The sequence below is a fragment of the Pseudomonas sp. VMV1 genome, from assembly GCF_056790235.1.
Genome location: NZ_JBXGSE010000011.1, coordinates 1 through 19,480 on the forward strand (window position 1 = coordinate 1; position 19,480 = coordinate 19,480).

Consider the following 19,480-nt stretch of genomic DNA (forward strand, 5'->3'; position numbering starts at 1 on the left):
AAGAAAGTCGAACGGAGTTCGGGCATGCCGTTGCTGAACCTGCTGAGTGATGGAAAATTTCATTCCGGCGTCGAGCTTGGTGAGGCCTTGGGCGTCTCCAGGAGTGCCATCTGGAAGCGGCTGAAGACGCTTGAAGAAGACTTTGGCGTCGAGGTGTTCAAGGTTCCGGGGCGGGGTTACCGCCTGGAGGAGCCCCTGTTCCTGCTCGATGCCGAGCGCATCGCTCGGCAGGGTGGGTGGCCAGTCACCGTCCTGGCTTCGATAGATTCCACCAATGCCGAGGCGCAACGCCGGCTGCACCAGCACGAGCAACCACCCTTCGTCTTGCTGGCCGAGCATCAGCAGGCCGGGCGCGGACGTCGAGGTCGTGCCTGGGTCAGCCCCTATGGCAAGAATCTCTATCTCACCGCCGTGGTGTCCAGCCAGGGTGGCATCCAGAAGCTGCAGGCACTGAGCCTGACCATGGGCCTGGCCGTGATCCGTACCCTGCAACGGCTGGGTGTCGAAGATGCCTGGCTGAAGTGGCCCAATGACGTCCTGGTTCGTGGTCGCAAGCTGGCTGGCATTCTGATCGAGCTGTCGGGTGATCCGCAGGACGTCTGTCAGGCAATCATCGGAATTGGCATCAACGTCAACATGCGCCTGGCCGAGAACATCGATCAGCCGTGGATCTCCATGGCCGAGGCGCTGGGTGGCCTGCAGGATCGCAACGAGGTCGCCAGCCTCCTGCTCCAGGAGATAGACAACCTGTGGCGTATTCATCGCCAGTCGGGATTCACCGCCCTGCGGGACGAGTGGGAGCGTTATCATGGCTGGCAAGGTCGAGCGGTAACCCTGTCTTCGGGGGTTCGCTGTATCCAGGGCACAGTGGAAGGAGTTGCCGAAGATGGGGCTATCCTCATGCGCGTAGACGGGCAGACGCAGGCTTTCAGCGGTGGCGAATTGAGCCTGAGCCTAGATCATGATTCTTGAACTCGATTGTGGTAACAGCCTGATCAAGTGGCGGCTCTTGGCCAAGGGTGGCGACGTGGTCGCTACCGGCATCGTCGACAGCGACGAAGCCCTGATCACCGCGTTGTCCCAACCGGACACACCCGCCCTGACGGCCTGTCGCCTGGTCAGCGTGCGCAGTGACGAAGAGACCCAGCAGCTCAAGGAGCTTCTCACGGCGACCTTCGGTATCGTCTGCCACCAGGCCTTGCCAGTAGAGATCTGGAACGGCGTGCGCAATGGATATCGGGACCACCAGCGCCTGGGCATGGACCGTTGGCTGGTGATCCTGGCAGCGGTGCAGTTGGCAGAAGGCAAGGCTTGTGTAGTGCTTGACCTGGGTACTGCGGTCACCGCCGATCTGGTCGACGCCCAGGGCGAGCATCAGGGTGGGTTCATCTGTCCGGGTATTCCGTTGATGCGTCGGGAACTGCAGACCCATACCCGTCGTATCCGCTACGATCCACATTGGGCCAGTGGTGAACGCTACGAGGCGCCGGGACGTACGACCATCGAGGCCGTGGAGCGTGGGTGTCTATACATGCTCAAGGGTTTCGTCCGTACTCAGTACGAACTGGCTCAGGATATGTTCGCCGAAGGTTGCGAAGTGTTTCTGACCGGGGGTGACGCAGAACTGGTCAAACATGTCGTTCCGGGTGCGCGAATCGTGCCCGATATGGTGTTTGCTGGATTGGCATTGGCGTGTCCGCTCGAGAACGAATGATGCGTTGGTTGTTTCTGCTATTGGCGGTACTGAACGTTTTCTACTACATATGGCACCAACAGCAGGCGCCTTTGTTAGGTAAGGAAATCGCCCCTCTGGCGTTGTACAAAGGCGAGCGTGAGAACATTCGCCTGTTGAACGAGACGGCATCCGGTGACGCTGTGCGGCGTCAGTGACGGCGGTACCCTTCGATGAGGAGCGAAGATGCTGACGCTAGGTAATCTCTGCCTGTTACTGGGCGCAGTCGGCATTGGTCTGTGGTTCTGGCATGCCCATGGCATTCGCGAACAGGCTCTGAGGTTGGCGGAGCAGGAGTGCCGCCGCCGCAAGGTCATCCTGCTCGATGGCGCTGTGGCTTTTTCACGTTTTCGCTGGATGGCCGATGCCAAGGGGCGCAAGCGCCTGGCGCGGCTATTCGCCTTCGAGTTCACCGTGACGGGTGAAGAGCGGCTGAACGCCTCTCTTGCGCTGTTTGGCAAGACGCTGGCCAAGGTCGAGTTCGCCTCCTTCGTGGTACCCGAGGTCGAACGGCCGTCGTCGGACTCAGTGGTGGCTTCGGCTCCCGTCTATCAGGCCAAGCCCGAGCATGGCCAGGTGGTCTATCTGGATCAGTGGCGGCAGCGCCAGCGTACCGATACCAGCAGGCGCCAAGAGCCGGAGTAAGATCCGGCGCTTCTTTCAAACCCTTTCCTTTCTTGGTCTCGACGATCAGCGCGTGCTGGTCCGTTCTGGCTTTTCGCTTCCTTTCATGTGATCCCTGATGTTCAGCCCTCTAGTTACCTTTCCTGCGCTCTATTTCGCCACCCTGTTGATGTTGGCCGGCTCCGGTCTGTTCACCACCTATATTGGCCTGAGACTCACTCAGCAGGGGGCTGGCGACCTCTGGACCGGCGCCCTGATGGCGGCCTATTACTTCGGGCTGGTGTGCGGGGGCAAGTTCGGCCACCGGCTCATCGCCGGAGTCGGCCATATCCGCTCCTATGTGGCCTGTGCCGGTGCCGCCACGGTCACCGTCCTCATCCATGCTTTGGTCGACGACCTGAACGTCTGGATCGCGCTGAGATTCGTCATGGGCATAGTGATGATGAACCAGTACATGGTGATCGAGAGCTGGCTCAACGAGCAGGCGGAGAATCATCAGCGCGGCAAGGTGTTCGCGGGCTACATGGTTGCGGTGGACCTGGGTCTGGTGATCGGCCAGGCGCTGCTGGCCTGGCATCCGCAACTGGATTACAAGCCGCTGTTGCTGGTCGCGATCTGCTTTGCCTCTTGCCTGATTCCCCTGGCGATGACGCGGCGGGTACACCCGGCCAAGCTGGTGGCGGCGCCCCTGGAGATCCGCTTCTTCTGGCAGCGTGTACCTCAGTCGCTGGTGACCATCTTTACCGCGGGACTGCTGGTGGGCGGCTTCTATGGCCTGGCACCGGTATTCGCCAGCCGTAGCGGGCTGGACACGGCGCAGTCGAGCTTCTATGTCGGGTTGTGCATCGTGGCGGGTTTCTGCGCCCAGTGGCCGCTGGGTTGGCTGTCGGATCGTCTCGATCGCTGCAAGCTGATCCGCGCCAATGCGGTATTGCTGTGCCTCGCGGCGGTGCCGCTGTGGGGCCTGATCACCTTGCCCTATCCCTGGCTGCTGGCCGCGGGATTCGTCTCGGGGATGCTGCTGTTCACCCTCTATCCGCTGGCCACGGCCTTTGCCAATGACCATGTCGAGCCCGAGCGGCGGGTGGAGTTGTCGGCGATGCTGCTGACCACCTATGGCGTGGGTGCGTGCATTGGTCCTCTGCTGGCCGGCGCCGCCATGGAGCACTTTGGCCCGGGCATGTTCTATGTGCTGACCTCGGCCTATGCGCTGATCCTGATCTTCTTCGTGCAACCGCGCTTCGTGAGTGGCGAGCACCGGCTGGACGCGGCGCCGTTGCATCACGTGGCCATGCCCGATTCGGTGAGTCCGATGGCGGCGGCACTGGACCCGCGGATCGACGAGGTGCCTCAGGAGCTGAGCGTGGACGCACCCGCCAGCATCGGGCCGGGCAGCGAAAAGATTCATTGAGCGAGCCCGGCGCAAGGCCGGGCAGGAAGGCGCGGATAAGGCTTAGGCCTGGCGGGTCTGGCCGGCCTTGATCAGGCGGTCGAGGGTCTGGGCCGACCCATTTTCAGCCACTTCATCGCTATCCAGGCGCTGTTGCTGGTCTTCGATGACCTGACCCAGTGGGCGCAGGCTGGATTCTTCGGCGACCCGGTGTTCCTGCAGCTGCCGTTGCTGCTGCTTGATGATCTGGCCCAGGGGACGCAGGCTGGATTCCTCGGCGAGGGTGTGTTCCTGCAGGCGCTGCTGCTGTTGCTTGATCAGCTGGCCCAGCGGGCGTTGGCTGGATTCCTCGGCGATCTGGGTCGCAGCGCTCGGAGCAGAGACGAAGTCCTGGGCGAAGGTGTTGAGGGCAAGAGCGGTCAGGGCAAAACCGAAGGCGATACGCAGGTTCATGGTGGTGTCCTCTGGGGAGACTGGTCTGGAGTGAGTTCAGTATCCCGAGCAGGGCCGCCCGAAAAAAATAGACTGGCGAGATAGTGACTATCAGCGCCGTCGATGGCTTTGCGAAAGTGTCTAGCCTCCTGTCGATGATTCTCGCTTTTCCGCTTCGCTCAGGTGCGCGCCACCGAACAGTTCGCGCAAGGCGGCGGCATAGTCGCGCGTGCCGATCACCATGCTGTTGGAGTGAGTGCCGCCCGGGATCAACAGCAGCCGCTTGGGCGGTTGCGCGGCTGCATAAAGCGCCTCGCTGAAGCGGGGCGGCACATAGCGGTCGTCGCCGCCGTGGACGATGAGCACCGGGATATGGATTTCCGGGATCTTGTCCAGGGAATCGAATTTCTCCGACATCAGCCAGCGCAGGGGAAAGCGGGTGTCGACCACTGCCGAGGCGGCGTCGGCCAGGGTTGTGAAGGTGGATTCGATGATCAGCCCGGCCGCGGCGGGATAGTCGCCTGCCGGATCTCCGTCGCGGGCGATGCGCCAGGCAAGGTCCACCGCCACCGCACCACCCAGTGAATGGCCATAGATGTATCTCTTGCGGGGATCGGGCTGCAGGCTCTGCAGGTGCTTCCAGGCGATGCGGGCATCTTGGTAGACGCTGCGCTCCGACGGGACGTCGCCAGGGCTTTCGCCGAAGCCGCGATAGTCGATGGCCAGCACCGAATAGCCGAGTTGTCGCAGGGTGGCGATGCGCCGGACCTGCGCCGTGAGGTTCCAGCGGGTACCGTGCAGATAGAGCAGGGTGGGGGCGTCCGGACGGCGGGCGGGCCACCACCAGGCGTGGAGGTAGTCGGTGCCGGTCAGGCCACCCGGGACGGGAAGGTTGAACTGGCGGACGCCTTCCGGCACGCCAGTGAACCAGCTGGCATTGCCGGGCTCGATGCTGAACACCCACTGACGTTCGCGATAGGCTAGTTCCGAGCAGCCATAGGGGACACCTACACCTACCAGCAGGATGACGAAGAGCAGCGGGATCCAGCGGCGGCGGAGCAGGGCGGCAAGGGACATGGCGTTCTCTGAAGACTAAGGCGGGGGACAGGAGCGTTCGTCGCCTGGCGCGAACCCCCGTTTCGGTTGGACAGTCATCCTAGAGTCAACGACTGCAATGTCTCCAACTTGAGGTGAGCCATGAGTGCCACGGCCAAGAAGAGCGACCCCGAACTCTGGGAAAAGGTGAAGCAAGAAATTACCGCGGGCGACAAAGGCGGCAAGCCCGGTCAGTGGTCGGCGCGCAAGGCGCAGCTGGCGGCCCAGGAGTACCAGAAGCGCGGTGGTGAATACCAGGGCGGCAAAGGCAAGGACAACCATCTGCAGCAGTGGACCGACGAGAAGTGGGGCACCCGCTCCGGCAAGAAGTCCGAAGCGACCGGTGAACGCTATCTGCCGGAAAAGGCACGGGATTCCCTGAGCAAGGAAGAGTACCAGCGCACCACCGCGAAGAAGCGTCGCGATACGCGACGCGGTAAGCAGCATTCCAAGCAGCCTGCCGATGTGGCACGCAAGACGGCGACCGCGCGCGAATCGGGCCTGGCCGGTCTGACCAGGGACGAGCTGATGAAGCGTGCCGCGCGCCGCGAGGTGCGGGGCCGGTCGCGCATGAAGAAAGACGAACTGGTGAAAGCGTTGCAAAAGGCAGGTGAAAAATGAGCACCAAGAAAGCTTCCGACGACGACCGGAAAGAAGTACGCAGTGAATTCAAACAGGTGGTCAACATGACCCCGAGCCAGCTGCGCAAATGGCTCAGCGGTGACACCAGCAAGGGCGTCGGCATGACCAAGGGCGGCAAGAAGGTCACCGCAGCCAACGACGGCAAGGCGGTCGGCCACGCCATGGGCGAGCGTATCCTGGAGCTCAAGGGCAAGCGCCAGGCCGAGCTGGAAGACGATGACTACCAGGCCATGCGCAAGGTCATCGGCTATGTCCATCGCCATCTCAAGCAGCGGCCGGAGGGCGATATCGAGGATTCGCGCTGGCGCAAGTCGCTGATGAACTGGGGCCACGACCCCCTGCGCGACAAGCGCAGTGCCTGATCCCGACTAACCGCAGCCCAGGCTGCGGTTTTTCTTTTGCAGAGAGTGACTGGCCGATTTTGTGGGCAACTGTGACGCCGCAGCGCGGACACAAAGGAGTAGGGTAGCCGCCTATCTATCTGAACGCGTTCAAGGAGTTGTCGATGGCACCCCGGGATCTGTTGCTGGCACTGGTCGTCATCCTGGCCTGGGGGGTGAACTTCGTCGTCATCAAGCTCGGGCTGCATGGGGTGCCGCCCATGTTGCTGGGCACCTTGCGCTTCTGCCTGGCGGCCTTTCCAGCGATTCTGTTCGTGCGGCGACCCCAGGTGTCTTGGCGGCTGCTGCTGGCCTACGGGCTGACCATCTCCCTGGGGCAGTTCGCATTCCTGTTCTCGGCCATGTACGTGGGCATGCCGGCCGGCCTGGCCTCGCTGGTGCTGCAGGCGCAGGCCTTCTTTACCCTGGCGTTCGCCGCCACGTTGCTTGGGGAAAAGGTAAGACGTGCCAGCCTGGTAGGGCTGGCGGTGGCGGCCCTGGGGCTCTTGCTGATCGGTACCGAGCATGGCGTCACCATGACCCTGGCTGGTTTCCTGCTCACCCTGGCGGCCGCAGCCATGTGGGGCCTGGGCAATATCGTCACCAAGAAGATCGGCAAGGTGGACATGCTCGGTCTGGTGGTCTGGGGTAGCCTGATTCCGCCGCTGCCCTTCCTGGCCCTGTCGCTGCTGCTGGAAGGCCCGGAGCAGATCTTCACTGCACTGACGTCGCTGTCGGGCGGGTCGGTCTTCGCCATCGTCTACCTGGCCTTTATCGCCACCCTGGTTGGCTACGGCATCTGGAGTCGGCTGCTGTCGCGCTATCCGGCCGGTCAGGTGGCGCCCTTTTCGCTGCTGGTGCCGGTGGTTGGCCTGACGTCAGCGGCCGTCGTGCTGGGCGAGCAGATGACCACTCAGCAACAACTGGGTGGGCTGGCGGTCATGCTGGGCCTGCTGATCAATGTCTTTGGCGGTCGCTGGCTGGATGCTCGGAAAAGCGTGTCACCTAACGCATGATGTTGCACGTTTGTATTTGATTGTGCATGATCTGCTGATCCTCTTGGAGTATCGGTATGAGTGCAGCCATCCATCTTCCCGAAGAACGCCAGGCCGCGATCCTGGCCCTGTTGCGTGAGCAGGGACGGGTCCTGTCCGCCGAGCTGGCCGCGACCTGGGGCATTTCCGAAGACAGCGTGCGCCGTGACCTGCGCGAGCTGGCCCGTCAGGGCCTGTGCCGACGGGTATACGGAGGGGCGCTGTCGCTGTTGACGGCGCCGGAGCCGCTGCCGACCCGTATCGGCCAGGACGAAACCGCCAAGCAGTCCCTGGGGCGGGCGGCGGCCCGGCTGGTGCAGCCGGGCCAATTGCTGCTGCTGGACGCCGGCTCGACCAACCTGGCCATCGCCCAGGCGCTACCGGGCGATCAGCAGTTGACCGTGGCGACCAATGCGCCAGTAATCGCGGCGGCGCTGCTGCAGCGCCAGGGTATCCGGGTGCTGATGATCGGCGGGCTGGCCGCTCCGGAGTCGGGCGCCTGCCTGGGTGCACGCGCGATGCGCGATCTGCGCGGTGTCCGTGCGGACCTGGCTTTCCTTGGCGCCTGCGCCCTGGCAGTGGAAACCGGGGTGACCGGCTTCGATCTGGAGGAAGCCGAATTCAAGGCAGCCGTGGCCGAGCAGAGCAGCCAGGTCGCCGTCGCGGTGACTGCCGAGAAGCTCGACAGCGTGGCCTTCTATCATGTGCTGAAGCTCGATCAGGTGAACCACCTGGTGCTGGAGCCGGGTCTGAGCGAGGGGCGCCTCCAGCCCTATCGCGACGCCGGTCTGCAGCTGCATTCGCTCGCCAGTGACCGTTAGCCTCTCGCCCTAGGATCCCCATGACCACTGCCGTCTTGCGTCGCCAGCGCCGCGCCACCTTTACCGTCTTTCTCGCCAATGGTTGCGGGATTGGCGGCTGGGCGGCGGCCATTCCCGAGCTCAAGCGCAATCTGGCACTGGGGGACGGTCAGTTGAGCCTGGTGCTGCTGGCCGTCGCCCTGGGCGCCATGCTCACCATGCCCTTCGCCGGGGTGCTGGTGCCGCGGCTCGGCGGCACCGGACGCCTCACCCGCTTGAGTATCCTGGCCTTCGTATTGGTGCTGATCTGGCCCGGAGTGGCGCCGTCACTGGCCTGGCTGCTCCTCTGCGCGCTGCTGCTCGGCGCCTGCAATGGCCTGATCGACGTGGCCATGAACGCCCATGCCAGTGATGTCGAAAGCCGTTGGGACAGGCCGCTGATGTCGTCTTTCCACGCCGCCTTCAGCCTGGGCGGCTTCCTCGGTGCCGGCCTCGGGGCGCTGGTGCTGCACCTGGGCGCCTCGGCATTGCTGGTGCTGCTGGCCGCGGCGCTGGTGGCGCTGGTGCTGGCGTTGCCGGCCGCCCTGGCGCTGGACCAAGGTGACCGCAGTCCGGTGAGCCATGCCCTGCGGCTGCCGGATCGACGGGTGCTGGCGCTGGGGTTGATCGCCCTGGGCTGCCTGATGCTCGAAGGCGCCATGACCGACTGGAGCGCTGTCTACCTGGGTCAGGTGGGTGGGGCGACGCCGGTGGTCGCCACCCTCGGCTACGCCGCCTTTTCGCTGACCATGCTGGTGGGCCGTCTGTTTGGCGATGGCATTCGCCACCGCTTCGGCGGGCCCCAGGTGATCTTTGGCGGGGCCCTCCTTGCCACTCTTGGCCTGGCACTGGCGGTGATCCTGCCGGCGCCCTGGAGCGCCATCCTCGGCTTCGCCCTGGTGGGACTGGGTCTGTCCAACGTGGTGCCCGCAGCCTTCAGTGCCGCAGGCCAGGTGGCCGAGACCCCGGCCGCCGGTATCGCCATGACCGCCACCGCCGGCTATCTGGGCTTCCTGCTCGGCCCGCCGCTGATCGGGGCCGTGGCGGGGCAGGTGGGACTGCGCGGCAGTCTGCTGCTGCTGACCCTGATCGGGGTGGCGGTAGCGCTGCTCGCCCTGCGCCAGCGCAAGGCATGACGTCTATCCAGGGAACCCCGCTGCGCTGAGCAGACCCAAGAGGGAACGGAAATCCAAGGAGGCGGCCATGACGCGCCCACGCAAGATCCTCGCCTGGCTGCTGGGAATCATCCTGCTGCTGCTCGTCCTGCTGGTGGTGGTCCTCGCCACCTTCGACTGGAATCGGCTCAAGCCAACCATCAATGAGCAGGTATCGAGCGCTTTGCACCGACCGTTCGCCATCGAGGGTAACCTGGGCGTGGTCTGGCACCGCGAGCCGGACCAGGGCGGCTGGCGTGCCTGGATCCCTTGGCCGCACATCGCCGCCGAAGATCTGACCCTGGGCAATCCGGACTGGGCCAAGGAAAAGACCTTCGTTCATCTCGACCGGGTGCAGTTGCGGATCTCGCCGCTGGCGCTGCTGGCCAAGCAGATCTATATCCCGCGCATCGACCTCACCGGGCCGGTGGTCAATGCTCAGCGGCTGGCGGATGGGCGCAACAGCTGGACCTTCGAGACCGCTGAAAAGGATCCCAAGGCCGAGCCTTCGGCCTGGACGGTGGACATCGGCACCATCGGCTTCGATGCTGGCAAGGTGGGCTTCGACGATGCCCAGACCGCCACCCGGCTAAAGGCGCGCATCACCTCCCTCGATGCTCCCATCGCCTATGCCGACCTGGTCGGCAAGCAGGGCACCTCGCGCCAGCGGTCCAACGTCAAGCAGACCCAGGCCTTCCAGTTCGCCCTGGCGGTGGAAGGCAGCTACAAGCAGGTGCCGGTCAATGGCCGTGGCCAGATCGGTGGTCTGCTGGCCTTGCAGGATGCCGACACGCCGTTTCCCATCCAGCTCGATGCCCGGGCGGGTGAGACCCGGGTGCAGGTGTTCGGGACCCTGACCGATCCGCGACGCCTGGGCGCCCTTGATCTGCATCTGGTGCTGGAAGGCAAGAGTCTGGCGCAGCTCTATCCGCTGACGGGCGTCACCCTGCCGGAAACGGCACCCTATGCCACCGACGGTCATCTCACCGTCAAGCTCAACGATCCGGCTGGCGCCCGCTTCAGCTACGAAGACTTCAACGGCCGGGTAGGCAAGAGCGATCTGCATGGCGAGGTGCTGTTCACCGGTGGTAAGCCACGACCCAAGCTCAGCGGGACGCTGCGCTCCGATCAGTTGCTGTTCGAAGACCTGGCACCACTGATTGGCGCCGATACCAAGGAGCAGCAGGCCGCCAAGGGTGAAACCAGCCAGCAGCCGACGACCAAGGCGCTGCCCGTGTCCGAGTTTCGCACCGATCGGTGGCGCGCCATGGATGCCGACGTGCGCTTCACCGGTAAGCGCATCGTGCAGAACGCGCAGTTGCCGATCACCGACCTCAACACCCATGTACGCCTGACCGATGGGGTGCTGTTGCTCGATCCCCTGCGCTTTGGCGTGGCAGGGGGCGACCTGAACACCACGGTACGTCTGGAGGGCGACAAGACCCCACTGCGGGGGCGTGTCGACCTGCATGTACGACGGGTCAAGTTGAATCAGCTGTTCCCTACTGTGGAGACGATGAAGCGCAGCATGGGTGAGCTCAATGGCGACGCCACCCTGAGCGGCACCGGCAACTCGGTGGCGGCCCTGCTGGGCACCAGCGATGGTGAGCTCAAGCTGCTGATGAACGATGGCCGCATCAGCCGCAGCCTGATGGAGCTGGCCGGCCTCAACGTCGGCAACTACCTGGTCGATCGGCTGTTCGGCGATGACGAAGTGGAGATCAATTGCGCGGTTGCCGATCTCGACTTCAAGAAGGGCCTGGTGCAGCCCCAGGTGTTCGTGCTCGACACCGAGAACGCCCTGATCAACATCACCGGCACCATCAACCTGGCGAGCGAACGACTGGATCTCACCGTCGATCCCCACAGCAAGGGCTTGCGCATCTTTTCCCTGCGCTCGCCGCTCTATGTGCGCGGTACCCTGAAGAATCCTTCGCCTGGCGTGAAGGCGCTGCCTCTGGCCGCCCGGGGTGCCGTGGCGGCGCTGCTGGCGACCTTCGCCGCGCCTGCCGCCGGTCTGCTGGCGCTGGTGGCGCCCAGCAATGAGCAGGGTGCCCAGTGCAGCGCGCTGCTCCAGCAAATGCGGGCCGCGCACTGAGGTAAAGCCGCTGAAAAGGAACTTGACAGGCGACCGTTCGGCGGCGTCGGACGAGCGGAAAAGAACCGGTTTGGTTGGTCGAGTTCTATAACAATAACCCGAGTCGGGCAGCCTTTTCGCGGAGACCCCTCATGCGTGACGACACCGATAGCCATTACGAAATTCACTACAAGTTGCTGGGCGAAAGCTATACCGACCGTATCAGCAATCTGGATGTACCCATCACCGACGTGGTCCGCGATCTGGCCTGCCGGCACCTGGATGCCATCAACGATGAGCGTTTCCAGTTGGCCGACATCGAGTCCGGTCAGGCGCTGGTGGCCCTGCATGATGTCTCCATTCATCGTGTCTCGCCGGAAGCGCCATGAGTCGCCTGGCAAGCGGTGGCGTGCTGGCCCTGACCCTCATGGGGCTGGCGGCCTGCTCCACCGAAACAGTGGTGACCCTGCAGGATGGCACCCAGTACATCACCGAGGATCGTCCCACTACCAAGACGGCTGACGGCTTTTATGAATTCACCGATGTGGCGGGTCGTCACGTGCGGGTGAAAGCCGGTGAAGTAGCCACCATCAAGGCTGAAGACTAATCGGGAGATTGCCATGCCTCGCGGCGACAAGTCCAAGTACAGCGACAAACAGGAGCGCAAGGCCGAGCACATCGAGGAGAGCTACGAGAAAAAGGGCGTCTCCAAGGATGAAGCCGAAGCGCGGGCCTGGGCGACGGTGAACAAGCAGTCCGGCGGTGGTGAAAAGGCAGGTTCCGGCAAGGCCAAGAGCGGCACCGCCAAAAGCGCGGATCGCAAGGATTCCGCCCGGCGGGCGGTGGCCACCAAACAAGGCCAGTCGCCCAACAGCGGACGTGCAGCGGCGCGTCGCTCGCGCAGTGGTAGTACCTCGCTCAGTGACCTGACCCGCGACGAACTGGTGAAGAAGGCAGCCGAGCAGAATGTGCGGGGTCGTTCGCGGATGAAGAAGGACGAGTTGATCCGCGCGCTCAGCTGAGGTTTGAACACGCACAAAAAAGCCGGACCTGGTCCGGCTTTTTCTTGGCCTGGCGTCTTAGCTGGGCAGCAGACGGCAGGTGAGGCTCTTGATGTAGCGGGTTTCCGGAATGGCCGGGTGTACCGGATGATCCGGGCCCTGGGCGCCGCGTTCGAGGATCTGCAGATTGCGATCCAGATGGCGGGCGCTGCCGAGCAGGATGTTCTGCAGGTCGTCTTCGGGGAGGTGCATGGAGCAGGAGGCACTGACCAGGATGCCGTCCTTGTTCAGCAGACGCATGGCCTGCTCGTTGAGGCGACGGTAGGCGGCCTCGCCGTTCTTCAGGTCCTTGCGCTTCTTGATGAAGGCCGGCGGGTCGGCAACGATGACATCGAATTTTTCTTCACCGGCCTTGAGTTCCTTGAGCGCCTCGAAGACATCGCCCTCGACGCACACCAGCTTTTCCGCCAGGCCGTTGAGAGTGGCATTGCGCTCCACGCCGTCGAGGGCGAAGCCCGAGGCGTCCACGCACATGACTTCGCTGGCACCGAAGGCCGCGGCCTGCACGCCCCAGCCGCCGATGTAGCTGAACAGGTCGAGCACCCGCTTGCCTTCGACATAGGGCGCCAGGCGCGCACGATTCAGGCGGTGGTCATAGAACCAGCCGGTCTTCTGGCCTTCACGCACCGGGGCCTCGAAGCGCACGCCGTTCTCTTCCAGCCCCACCCAGTCGGGGACCTCGCCGTAGGCCACTTCCACATAGCTGGAAAGGCCCTCGGCCACACGGGCGCTGCCATCGTTCTTCCACAGCACGCCCTGGGGTTTGAATACCTGCAGCAGGGCGGCGAGGATGGCGTCGCGCTGGCGCTCCATGGTCGCCGAGGCGATCTGCACCACCAGGATATCGTTGAAGCGATCCACCACCAGGCCAGGCAGGAAATCCGAATCGCCATAGACCAGGCGATAGCAGTGGCTGCCGAACAGCCGCTCGCGCAGGCTCAGGGCGACCTTGAAGCGATGCACCAGCAGCGACTTGTCCAGCAGGTAGCCGGTGTCGCGGGAGAACAGGCGGGCGCAGATCAGGTTGTTGGGCGACAACGCCACCAGGCCCAGCGGCTTGCCGCTGGTGGTTTCCAGGATGGCCTGGTCGCCTGGTTCGAAGGCGGTGAGCGGCGTGGCGACCACGTCCACCTCGTTGCTGTACACCCAGAGGTGCCCGGCGCGCAGACGGCGGTCGGCATTGGCTTTGAGGCGCAGGCGAGGCAGGGTCATGAATCACTCCAACGAAGGGGGGCAAAAGCGCGGAATTATAGCGCAAAGCCACCTGCCTGGGCCGGCCGTCAGTCCCGCTGGCTGATCTCGATGTCGCTCAGTCCGGCTTCCTGGGCGCGGCGGGCGATGCTCGGCTGGGCATGACGCTCCCAGGGTGCATCGACCACCACCTGGGGTTCCTCGACGTGCTTGATGAGCAATTGCAGCAGCGCTTCCTCCTCGGTGACCGGCTCGAAGCTCTCCAGCTCGTGGCTGAGTGGCTCGCCATTGAGGCGATAGCGGATCTGGTAGTGGTGCAGGGTCTGCATGGTGGTGCCTCGGTAGCGGGGGGATAACCGATGGACCCCGCTGGGCGGCAGCGGTTGCGTCAGCCGCCCAGGCTATCGAGGATCGGGCAGTCGGGGCTGGCATCGCCGTGGCAGCAGGAAACCAGTTCGCCCAGGGTGCTGCGCAGCCGCGTCAGCTCGGCGATCTTCTGGTCCAGCTCGGCGATGTGCCGCTTGGCCAGCGCCTTGACGTCGGCACTGGCACGCTGCCGGTCCTGCCAGAGACTGAGCAGCTGGCGGATCTCCTCCAGGCTGAAGCCCAGCTCCCGCGAGCGGCGGACGAAGGCCAGCACCCGCAGGTCTTCGGCGCCGTACTGGCGATAGCCGCTGTCGGTGCGCCCGGCGGGTGCCAGGAGGCCGATGCGCTCGTAGTAGCGCAGCATCTTGGCGGTAAGCCCGCTGGCCTTGGCGGCCTGACCGATATTCATGACGGGGAGTCTCCGGACGGGCGCCAGCGGCCGAGCAGCAGGGCATTGGCCAGGACACTGAAGCTGGAAAAGGCCATGGCGGCTCCGGCATAGACCGGGTCGAGCAGGCCGAAGGCCGCCAGGGGCAGGCCGATGACATTGTAGACGAAGGCCCAGAACAGATTCTGGCGGATCTTGCGCTGGGTACGCCGGGCGATGTCCAGCGCCGCGACTACCTGGCGCGGGTCCTCCTGCAGCAGGGTGATGCCGGCGGCATGGCGGGCGGCCGCGGTGCCCGAGCCCATGGCGATGCCCAGCTCGGCAGCGGCCAGTGCCGGGGCGTCGTTGAGGCCGTCGCCGACCATGGCGACGCCCCCCTGGGTCGCTTGCAGGCGGGCGACCACCGCGGCCTTGTCGGCGGGCAGTACCTCGGCCTCCCACTGCGCGATGCCCAGCGCCTCGGCCACCTGGCGGGCGCTGCCGCGGTTGTCACCGGTCAGCAGCCAGCTGTCGATGCCGTCCGCGCGCAACTGGGCGATGGCCTGGGTGGCGCCCGGACGGATCTCGTCGCCAAAGGCCAGCAGCCCCAGCACCCGCGCCGGGGCACCGGTCTCCAGCAGCCAGGACAGCGTGAGGCCCTGGTCTTCCCAGTCGCGGGCCGCCTCGGCCAGCGGGCCGGCAGCCAGGCCCTGTTCGGCCAGCAGCCGGGCATTGCCGAGGAGCAGCGCGCGCCCCTGCCAGCTACCGCCCAGGCCGCGGCCGGGGAGGGCGCGGACGTCGCTGGCTGGTGGCGTATCCAGGCCATGCGCGCGGCAGGCCTTCAGCACCGCCGTGGCGAGGGGGTGTTCGCTGCCCCGTTGCAGGCTGCCGGTCAGGCTCAGCAGCTCGTGTTCCTCGATTCCTGGCGCCGTGGCCCGCTGGCGCAGGCGCAACTGGCCGGCGGTCAGGGTGCCGGTCTTGTCGAACACCACGGTGGTGATGCCCTGGGCGCGTTCCAGGGTTTCGGCGTCCTTGATCAGGATGCCGTGGCGCGCCGCCACCCCGGTACCGGCCATGAGCGCGGCTGGCGTCGCCAGACCCAGGGCGCAGGGGCAGGCGATGACCAGTACGGCGACGGCGGCGAGCAGGGCGGGTTCCAGGGCGTGTCCGGTCAGCAGCCAGCCAGCCAGGGTGAGGAAGGCCAGGCCGATCACTACCGGGACGAAGATCCGGCTGATGCGATCCACCAGTTGCTGGATGGGCGCCTTGCTGGCCTGGGCGTCTTCCACCAGGCGGATGATGCCGGCCAGCACCGTCTCGCCGCCCAACGCGCTGACCTCGATGTGCAGATTGCCCTCGCCATTGATGGCGCCTCCGACCACCTCGTCACCGGGGCCTTTGGCGACCGGGCGGCTCTCGCCGGTGAGCAGGGCTTCGTCCACCTGGCTTTCGCCCAGCAGGATGCGACCGTCGGCCGGAATGCGTTCGCCCGGGCGAATCTGCAGGCGGTCGCCCAGCCGCAGCCGATTCAGCGCGACTTCTTCTTCCTCGCCGTCCGCGTTCAGGCGCCGGGCCTGCTCGGGGCGCAGTGCCTCCAGGGCGCGCAAGGCGGCACCGGTACGGCGCTTGGCGCGGGCCTCCAGGTATTTGCCCAGGCGGACCAGGGCGATGACCATGGCCGCCGTCTCGAAATAGAGATGGGGACTGTCCTTGACCAGCCAGAGGTAGAGGCTCAGGCCGTAGGCAGCACTGGTGCCCAGGGCGACCAGCACATCCATGTTGCCGCTGCGGGCGCGCAGGGCATGCCAGGCGCCGCGATAGAAGCGGGCGCCGACCAGGAACTGTACCGGTGTCGCCAGCAGGAATTGCAGCCAGGCCGGTGGCATCAGGTGCCAGCCGAAAGGTGCCAGCAGCATGGGCAGGATCAGCGGGGCGGCCAGCAGCAGTGCCAGGGCCAGCTCCAGTTGCTCCCAGGGCAGCCCCGCACGCCCCGGGGCAGGGCGGTCATCCTCGGCGAGGCGGTCCTGGGCGCCGTAGCCTGCGGCTTCCACCGCGGCGATCAGGGCGCCGGTCTCGACCGCGGCCAGGGTTTTCACACGGGCACGCTCGCTGGCGAGATTGACCTCGGCCGACAGGACCCCGGGCACGGCGCGCAGGGCCTTTTCGATGCGCCCCGCGCAGTTGGCGCAACTCATGCCGGACAGCGCCAGGTCGTGCTCGGCCTCGGCTACCCGGTAGCCGGCCGCCGTGATGGCTTCGGCCAGGGCCGGGGCCGCCTCGGGTGGTGCGCTGACGCGGGCCTTTTCGCTGGCGAGGTTGACCCCGGCCGCGCTGACCGCCGGCACCTTCTGCAGGGCGCGCTCGACCCGCCCGGCGCAGGCTGCGCAGGTCATGCCGCTGATGGAGAGTTCGAATTCGTGCATGGGCACCTCCTGACATCAGTGTTGACCTTGACCACGGGTCAAGGTCAACACTGGAACCCGGTCCTGGCGTTTGGCGTCAGGAGAGATAGGTTTCGTCAGACAGGAGCAGACCATGCATGTCATCAAGGTAGTCGGAATGAGTTGCGCCCACTGCGTGAGCGCGGTCGAGGCGGCGGTCCTCAAGGTCGATAGCCGGGCCCGGGTCGAGGTGGACCTGCAGGCGGGCGAAGTGCGCATCGACAGCGCCGAAGTGGATGCGCCTTTCCGCGCGGCCATCGAGCAGGCGGGTTATACCGTCGCTGACTGAGCCCAGTCGCGCACGATGGCGCGGAAGAAGGTGGTGAACACCTGCTCGGTGGCCAGCAGCGGCGCGAAGGTCTGTTCGTCACGCAAGAGATCGGACAGGGTGCCAAGAAACAGGCTGTGCAGCAGTCGGCTGGCCAGTTGTGGTGTCACGCCCGGCTGCAGCCGGGCCGCCTGGGCGGTGAAAAGGGCGTCGGTGATGCGGATGAACTGACGCAGGAACTGCAGATCGCGTTCCTCCGCCTCGCGCAGTTCCTCGGTGAATTCGCAGCGGTGCAGCATGATCGTCATGACCCGCTGTTCACGTCCGGGCTTGGTGAATTTTTCCATGCCTTCGATACAGAGCTTGAAGAGTCGCTGCAGGCTGTCTTCCTCGCCATCGACGCGCAGACGCTCGGTCAGTTCGTCGGCTGGGATTCTTATCTGGCTAAGCATTTCGTGGAACAGGTGGGCCTTGTTCTGGAAATGCCAGTACACTGCACCCCGGGTGACGCCGCATTCGCGGGCGATCATTTCCAAGCTGGTACGCGCCACGCCATTGCTCAGGAACAGGGCTTCCGCCGCATCGAGAATGGCTTGGCGAGTCTGTTCGGCTTCTTCTTTCGTACGACGCATGGGCGATCTGATTGGCAGTGGGTCTGCCATGCAGTTTAGCGCGCCTTGGCACTTTTACAAACATCATTGTATGTAACTGCGCGGCATTTCCGCTTCCACCGGATTGGCTTTCATGACCTTTCGCTTACTGTTGATTCTCGGGGCCCTCTCGGCCTTCGCTCCTTTCGCCATCGACATGTACCTGCCCAGCTTTCCTTCGCTGGCACTGTCGTTCGCCACCGACATCGAGCATGTGCAGCTGAGTCTGGCGGTGTATTTCGCCGGCCTCGCCAGCGGCCAGCTGTTCTACGGTCCCCTGGCAGATCGCTTCGGCCGACGGCTGCCGCTGCTGATCGGCATCGGCCTGTTCTGCCTGGCCTCGCTGGGTTGCGCCCTGGCGCCGAGCCTGCCCTGGTTGATCGCCGCGCGCTTCGTCCAGGCCCTGGGCGGCTGCGCCGGCATGGTGATCGCGCGCGCCGTGGTGCGCGATCTCTGCGAGCCGGTGGCGGCGGCACGGGCCTTCTCGCAGATCATGCTGGTGACCGGTATCGCCCCCATCATCGCGCCCTTCGCCGGCAGTCTGCTGCTGAGCACCTTCGGCTGGCAGGCCATCTTCGTCAGCCTCGCGCTGTTCGCCGCCGCCTGCGGCACCGCCGTGGCGCTCTGGTTGCCTGAATCCCTGCCGACGCACCATCCGCGGCCACCGCTGCGCGGGGCCTTGCGCAACTACCTGCGCCTGCTGCGCGATCGCGGCTTCATCGGCCATACCTTGACCGGTGGCATCGCCATGGCCGGCATGTTCGCCTACATCTCCGGCTCGCCCTTCGTGCTGATCGAACTCTATGGTGTTGCCCCCGAGCACTACGGCTGGGTGTTCGGTCTCAATGCCGCCGGCTTCATCCTGCTCGGCCAGCTCAATGCGCGTCTGGTGGTTCGCCAGGGGCCGGCCTTCTGGCTGCGTCGCGCGGTGGTGGCCTATGCCGCGGCGGGGCTGATCCTGCTGCTGGTCGGTGCCTTCCAGCCCAAGGCGTTGCCGGTGCTGATGATCCCGCTGTTCTTCGCCATCGCCCTGCTCGGCGGCATCGTGCCCAACGCCTCGGCCTGCGCCCTCGCCGGGCAGGGCGCCAATGCCGGCAGTGCCTCGGCGCTGATGGGTAGCCTGCAATTCATCCTGGCGGCGCTCGCCTCCAGTAGCGTGGGCGCGCTGCACAACGGCACCGTGGTGCCCATGTGCGCGGTGCTCGCCCTCTGCGCGGTGGTGACCGCTTTGATGGCGCGCTGGACCCACAGGCGCACGCTGGCCTGAGTCGGAGGGATTTTTCCCGGTGCGGCGGGTCAGATAGGCGAACCCTCAACTTCCAGGGACGCCGACATGACCTTTGCCTACTGGTGCATCTTCCTCGTCTACCTCCTGCCCTATGGCGCGGCCTACTATGCCAAGTTCAAGGGCAGCGGCTTCACGCCCGAGGACAACCGTGATCCGCGCGGCTTCCTCGGCAAGCTGGAAGGCGCCCGGGCACGAGCCAACGCCGCCCAGCAAAACGCCTTCGAGATCAATCCGCTGTTCGCCGCGGCGGTGATCGTCGCCCACGTCACCGGTGGCGCCGACCAGGGCACCATCAACTTTTGGGCCTTCCTCTTCCTGCTCAGCCGCATTGCCTACACCTGGCTGTATATCCGCGACCATGCCACCCGCCGTTCCATGGTCTGGGCCGGTGGTATGTTCTGCTGCCTGTGCCTGTTCATCGCCGCGGCCTGAGCAGACTGAACGCCAAC

Annotated in this window: 24 protein-coding genes; 17 read left to right on the forward strand and 7 right to left on the reverse strand. The window is 65.2% G+C overall.

Annotation, left to right across the window (positions count from 1 at the left end; genetic code table 11):
* Nucleotides 1-24: 24 nt before the first annotated feature.
* From birA to ACUCV0_RS22255, 5 genes are all read left to right on the forward strand, one after another.
* A complete protein-coding gene (gene birA, locus ACUCV0_RS22235) occupies nucleotides 25-972 on the forward strand; it encodes a bifunctional biotin--[acetyl-CoA-carboxylase] ligase/biotin operon repressor BirA (protein WP_271654011.1) in 948 nt (315 codons plus the stop codon).
* Nucleotides 962-1,714 carry a type III pantothenate kinase gene (locus ACUCV0_RS22240; RefSeq protein ID WP_482213765.1) on the forward strand — a complete coding sequence of 251 codons (753 nt, stop codon included), beginning with the start codon at nucleotides 962-964 and terminating at the stop codon, nucleotides 1,712-1,714. The genes birA and ACUCV0_RS22240 overlap by 11 nt, the downstream gene beginning before the upstream one ends.
* A complete protein-coding gene (locus ACUCV0_RS22245) occupies nucleotides 1,711-1,890 on the forward strand; it encodes a hypothetical protein (RefSeq protein WP_059313754.1) in 180 nt (59 codons plus the stop codon). Before ACUCV0_RS22240 ends, ACUCV0_RS22245 begins: the two co-directional genes overlap by 4 nt.
* 28 nt (nucleotides 1,891-1,918) lie before the next feature.
* Complete coding sequence (locus ACUCV0_RS22250; protein ID WP_482213766.1) at nucleotides 1,919-2,377, forward strand: DUF3301 domain-containing protein; 459 nt, start codon at nucleotides 1,919-1,921, stop codon at nucleotides 2,375-2,377.
* A gap of 97 nt (nucleotides 2,378-2,474) precedes the next feature.
* The gene (locus ACUCV0_RS22255; RefSeq protein WP_059313756.1) at nucleotides 2,475-3,767 is read left to right on the forward strand and encodes an MFS transporter; all 1,293 of its coding nucleotides are present in this window, start codon (nucleotides 2,475-2,477) and stop codon (nucleotides 3,765-3,767) included.
* Nucleotides 3,768-3,809: 42 nt separating this feature from the next.
* Here the strand turns inward: ACUCV0_RS22255 and ACUCV0_RS22260 are convergent, their stop codons facing one another.
* Entirely contained in the window at nucleotides 3,810-4,199 is a 390-nt protein-coding gene (locus ACUCV0_RS22260) for a hypothetical protein (RefSeq protein ID WP_059313757.1), read from the reverse strand.
* A gap of 120 nt (nucleotides 4,200-4,319) precedes the next feature.
* Nucleotides 4,320-5,255, reverse strand: coding sequence for an alpha/beta fold hydrolase (locus ACUCV0_RS22265; RefSeq protein WP_313649495.1), 936 nt, complete (start codon nucleotides 5,253-5,255; stop codon nucleotides 4,320-4,322).
* Nucleotides 5,256-5,375: 120 nt separating this feature from the next.
* Here ACUCV0_RS22265 and ACUCV0_RS22270 point away from each other — a divergent pair, with 120 nt between their 5' ends.
* The 9 genes from ACUCV0_RS22270 to ACUCV0_RS22310 all read left to right on the forward strand — a co-directional run bounded on the left by ACUCV0_RS22270 (nucleotide 5,376) and on the right by ACUCV0_RS22310 (nucleotide 12,421).
* Nucleotides 5,376-5,894, forward strand: coding sequence for a hypothetical protein (locus tag ACUCV0_RS22270; protein ID WP_482213767.1), 519 nt, complete (start codon nucleotides 5,376-5,378; stop codon nucleotides 5,892-5,894).
* Entirely contained in the window at nucleotides 5,891-6,277 is a 387-nt protein-coding gene (locus ACUCV0_RS22275) for a DUF3140 domain-containing protein (RefSeq protein ID WP_482213768.1), read from the forward strand. The genes ACUCV0_RS22270 and ACUCV0_RS22275 overlap by 4 nt, the downstream gene beginning before the upstream one ends.
* Nucleotides 6,278-6,420: 143 nt before the next feature.
* Nucleotides 6,421-7,311 carry an EamA family transporter gene (locus ACUCV0_RS22280; RefSeq protein ID WP_313649492.1) on the forward strand — a complete coding sequence of 297 codons (891 nt, stop codon included), beginning with the start codon at nucleotides 6,421-6,423 and terminating at the stop codon, nucleotides 7,309-7,311.
* A 56-nt stretch (nucleotides 7,312-7,367) separates the two neighbouring features.
* The gene (locus ACUCV0_RS22285) at nucleotides 7,368-8,150 is read left to right on the forward strand and encodes a DeoR/GlpR family DNA-binding transcription regulator (protein ID WP_482213769.1); all 783 of its coding nucleotides are present in this window, start codon (nucleotides 7,368-7,370) and stop codon (nucleotides 8,148-8,150) included.
* Nucleotides 8,151-8,170: 20 nt separating this feature from the next.
* Nucleotides 8,171-9,304 (forward strand): MFS transporter, encoded by a 1,134-nt coding sequence (locus tag ACUCV0_RS22290; RefSeq protein WP_059313763.1) that lies wholly within the window; start codon nucleotides 8,171-8,173, stop codon nucleotides 9,302-9,304.
* Between the two features lie 67 nt (nucleotides 9,305-9,371).
* On the forward strand, nucleotides 9,372-11,420 hold the full coding sequence (locus ACUCV0_RS22295; protein WP_059313764.1) for an AsmA family protein: 2,049 nt from the start codon (nucleotides 9,372-9,374) through the stop codon (nucleotides 11,418-11,420).
* 131 nt (nucleotides 11,421-11,551) lie between these two features.
* Nucleotides 11,552-11,788 carry a hypothetical protein gene (locus tag ACUCV0_RS22300; RefSeq protein ID WP_058765520.1) on the forward strand — a complete coding sequence of 79 codons (237 nt, stop codon included), beginning with the start codon at nucleotides 11,552-11,554 and terminating at the stop codon, nucleotides 11,786-11,788.
* Nucleotides 11,785-12,006, forward strand: coding sequence for a YgdI/YgdR family lipoprotein (locus tag ACUCV0_RS22305; RefSeq protein WP_059313765.1), 222 nt, complete (start codon nucleotides 11,785-11,787; stop codon nucleotides 12,004-12,006). The genes ACUCV0_RS22300 and ACUCV0_RS22305 overlap by 4 nt, the downstream gene beginning before the upstream one ends.
* Before the next feature lie 13 nt (nucleotides 12,007-12,019).
* On the forward strand, nucleotides 12,020-12,421 hold the full coding sequence (locus ACUCV0_RS22310; protein WP_271654023.1) for a Rho termination factor N-terminal domain-containing protein: 402 nt from the start codon (nucleotides 12,020-12,022) through the stop codon (nucleotides 12,419-12,421).
* 57 nt (nucleotides 12,422-12,478) lie between these two features.
* On the opposite strand, the gene ACUCV0_RS22315 is transcribed toward ACUCV0_RS22310, so the two are convergent.
* The 4 genes from ACUCV0_RS22315 to ACUCV0_RS22330 form a co-directional block, all read right to left on the reverse strand.
* The gene (locus ACUCV0_RS22315) at nucleotides 12,479-13,672 is read right to left on the reverse strand and encodes a class I SAM-dependent rRNA methyltransferase (protein WP_059313767.1); all 1,194 of its coding nucleotides are present in this window, start codon (nucleotides 13,670-13,672) and stop codon (nucleotides 12,479-12,481) included.
* 68 nt (nucleotides 13,673-13,740) lie between these two features.
* The gene (locus ACUCV0_RS22320; RefSeq protein ID WP_059313768.1) at nucleotides 13,741-13,980 is read right to left on the reverse strand and encodes a hypothetical protein; all 240 of its coding nucleotides are present in this window, start codon (nucleotides 13,978-13,980) and stop codon (nucleotides 13,741-13,743) included.
* 59 nt (nucleotides 13,981-14,039) lie between these two features.
* The gene (cueR, locus tag ACUCV0_RS22325; RefSeq protein WP_271654026.1) at nucleotides 14,040-14,426 is read right to left on the reverse strand and encodes a Cu(I)-responsive transcriptional regulator; all 387 of its coding nucleotides are present in this window, start codon (nucleotides 14,424-14,426) and stop codon (nucleotides 14,040-14,042) included.
* Nucleotides 14,423-16,807, reverse strand: coding sequence for a heavy metal translocating P-type ATPase (locus tag ACUCV0_RS22330; protein ID WP_482213770.1), 2,385 nt, complete (start codon nucleotides 16,805-16,807; stop codon nucleotides 14,423-14,425). The genes cueR and ACUCV0_RS22330 overlap by 4 nt, the downstream gene beginning before the upstream one ends.
* A gap of 112 nt (nucleotides 16,808-16,919) precedes the next feature.
* Here ACUCV0_RS22330 and ACUCV0_RS22335 point away from each other — a divergent pair, with 112 nt between their 5' ends.
* A complete protein-coding gene (locus ACUCV0_RS22335; RefSeq protein WP_313650215.1) occupies nucleotides 16,920-17,114 on the forward strand; it encodes a cation transporter in 195 nt (64 codons plus the stop codon).
* Here the strand turns inward: ACUCV0_RS22335 and ACUCV0_RS22340 are convergent.
* Nucleotides 17,096-17,725, reverse strand: a complete 630-nt coding sequence (locus ACUCV0_RS22340; protein ID WP_482213771.1) for a TetR family transcriptional regulator — start codon at nucleotides 17,723-17,725, stop codon at nucleotides 17,096-17,098. The genes ACUCV0_RS22335 and ACUCV0_RS22340 overlap by 19 nt on opposite strands.
* 112 nt (nucleotides 17,726-17,837) lie before the next feature.
* Here ACUCV0_RS22340 and ACUCV0_RS22345 point away from each other — a divergent pair, with 112 nt between their 5' ends.
* Together ACUCV0_RS22345 and ACUCV0_RS22350 are read left to right on the forward strand one after the other, a co-directional pair.
* A complete protein-coding gene (locus ACUCV0_RS22345) occupies nucleotides 17,838-19,010 on the forward strand; it encodes a multidrug effflux MFS transporter (RefSeq protein ID WP_482213772.1) in 1,173 nt (390 codons plus the stop codon).
* A gap of 66 nt (nucleotides 19,011-19,076) precedes the next feature.
* Nucleotides 19,077-19,463, forward strand: a complete 387-nt coding sequence (locus tag ACUCV0_RS22350) for an MAPEG family protein (protein ID WP_482213773.1) — start codon at nucleotides 19,077-19,079, stop codon at nucleotides 19,461-19,463.
* Nucleotides 19,464-19,480 lie beyond the last annotated feature (17 nt).

Coding starts and splice junctions, on each gene's coding strand:
- ACUCV0_RS22350 (WP_482213773.1), top strand. CDS start 19,077: ATGACCTTTGCCTACTGGTGCATCTTCCTCGTCTACCTCCTGCCCTAT.
- ACUCV0_RS22275 (WP_482213768.1), top strand. CDS start 5,891: ATGAGCACCAAGAAAGCTTCCGACGACGACCGGAAAGAAGTACGCAGT.
- cueR (WP_271654026.1), bottom strand. CDS start 14,426: ATGAATATCGGTCAGGCCGCCAAGGCCAGCGGGCTTACCGCCAAGATG.
- ACUCV0_RS22300 (WP_058765520.1), top strand. CDS start 11,552: ATGCGTGACGACACCGATAGCCATTACGAAATTCACTACAAGTTGCTG.
- ACUCV0_RS22310 (WP_271654023.1), top strand. CDS start 12,020: ATGCCTCGCGGCGACAAGTCCAAGTACAGCGACAAACAGGAGCGCAAG.
- ACUCV0_RS22315 (WP_059313767.1), bottom strand. CDS start 13,672: ATGACCCTGCCTCGCCTGCGCCTCAAAGCCAATGCCGACCGCCGTCTG.
- ACUCV0_RS22295 (WP_059313764.1), top strand. CDS start 9,372: ATGACGCGCCCACGCAAGATCCTCGCCTGGCTGCTGGGAATCATCCTG.
- ACUCV0_RS22255 (WP_059313756.1), top strand. CDS start 2,475: ATGTTCAGCCCTCTAGTTACCTTTCCTGCGCTCTATTTCGCCACCCTG.
- ACUCV0_RS22290 (WP_059313763.1), top strand. CDS start 8,171: ATGACCACTGCCGTCTTGCGTCGCCAGCGCCGCGCCACCTTTACCGTC.
- ACUCV0_RS22270 (WP_482213767.1), top strand. CDS start 5,376: ATGAGTGCCACGGCCAAGAAGAGCGACCCCGAACTCTGGGAAAAGGTG.
- ACUCV0_RS22320 (WP_059313768.1), bottom strand. CDS start 13,980: ATGCAGACCCTGCACCACTACCAGATCCGCTATCGCCTCAATGGCGAG.
- ACUCV0_RS22245 (WP_059313754.1), top strand. CDS start 1,711: ATGATGCGTTGGTTGTTTCTGCTATTGGCGGTACTGAACGTTTTCTAC.
- ACUCV0_RS22240 (WP_482213765.1), top strand. CDS start 962: ATGATTCTTGAACTCGATTGTGGTAACAGCCTGATCAAGTGGCGGCTC.
- ACUCV0_RS22330 (WP_482213770.1), bottom strand. CDS start 16,807: ATGCACGAATTCGAACTCTCCATCAGCGGCATGACCTGCGCAGCCTGC.
- ACUCV0_RS22335 (WP_313650215.1), top strand. CDS start 16,920: ATGCATGTCATCAAGGTAGTCGGAATGAGTTGCGCCCACTGCGTGAGC.
- ACUCV0_RS22250 (WP_482213766.1), top strand. CDS start 1,919: ATGCTGACGCTAGGTAATCTCTGCCTGTTACTGGGCGCAGTCGGCATT.
- ACUCV0_RS22285 (WP_482213769.1), top strand. CDS start 7,368: ATGAGTGCAGCCATCCATCTTCCCGAAGAACGCCAGGCCGCGATCCTG.
- ACUCV0_RS22260 (WP_059313757.1), bottom strand. CDS start 4,199: ATGAACCTGCGTATCGCCTTCGGTTTTGCCCTGACCGCTCTTGCCCTC.
- ACUCV0_RS22305 (WP_059313765.1), top strand. CDS start 11,785: ATGAGTCGCCTGGCAAGCGGTGGCGTGCTGGCCCTGACCCTCATGGGG.
- ACUCV0_RS22345 (WP_482213772.1), top strand. CDS start 17,838: ATGACCTTTCGCTTACTGTTGATTCTCGGGGCCCTCTCGGCCTTCGCT.
- birA (WP_271654011.1), top strand. CDS start 25: ATGCCGTTGCTGAACCTGCTGAGTGATGGAAAATTTCATTCCGGCGTC.
- ACUCV0_RS22265 (WP_313649495.1), bottom strand. CDS start 5,255: ATGTCCCTTGCCGCCCTGCTCCGCCGCCGCTGGATCCCGCTGCTCTTC.
- ACUCV0_RS22340 (WP_482213771.1), bottom strand. CDS start 17,725: ATGCGTCGTACGAAAGAAGAAGCCGAACAGACTCGCCAAGCCATTCTC.
- ACUCV0_RS22280 (WP_313649492.1), top strand. CDS start 6,421: ATGGCACCCCGGGATCTGTTGCTGGCACTGGTCGTCATCCTGGCCTGG.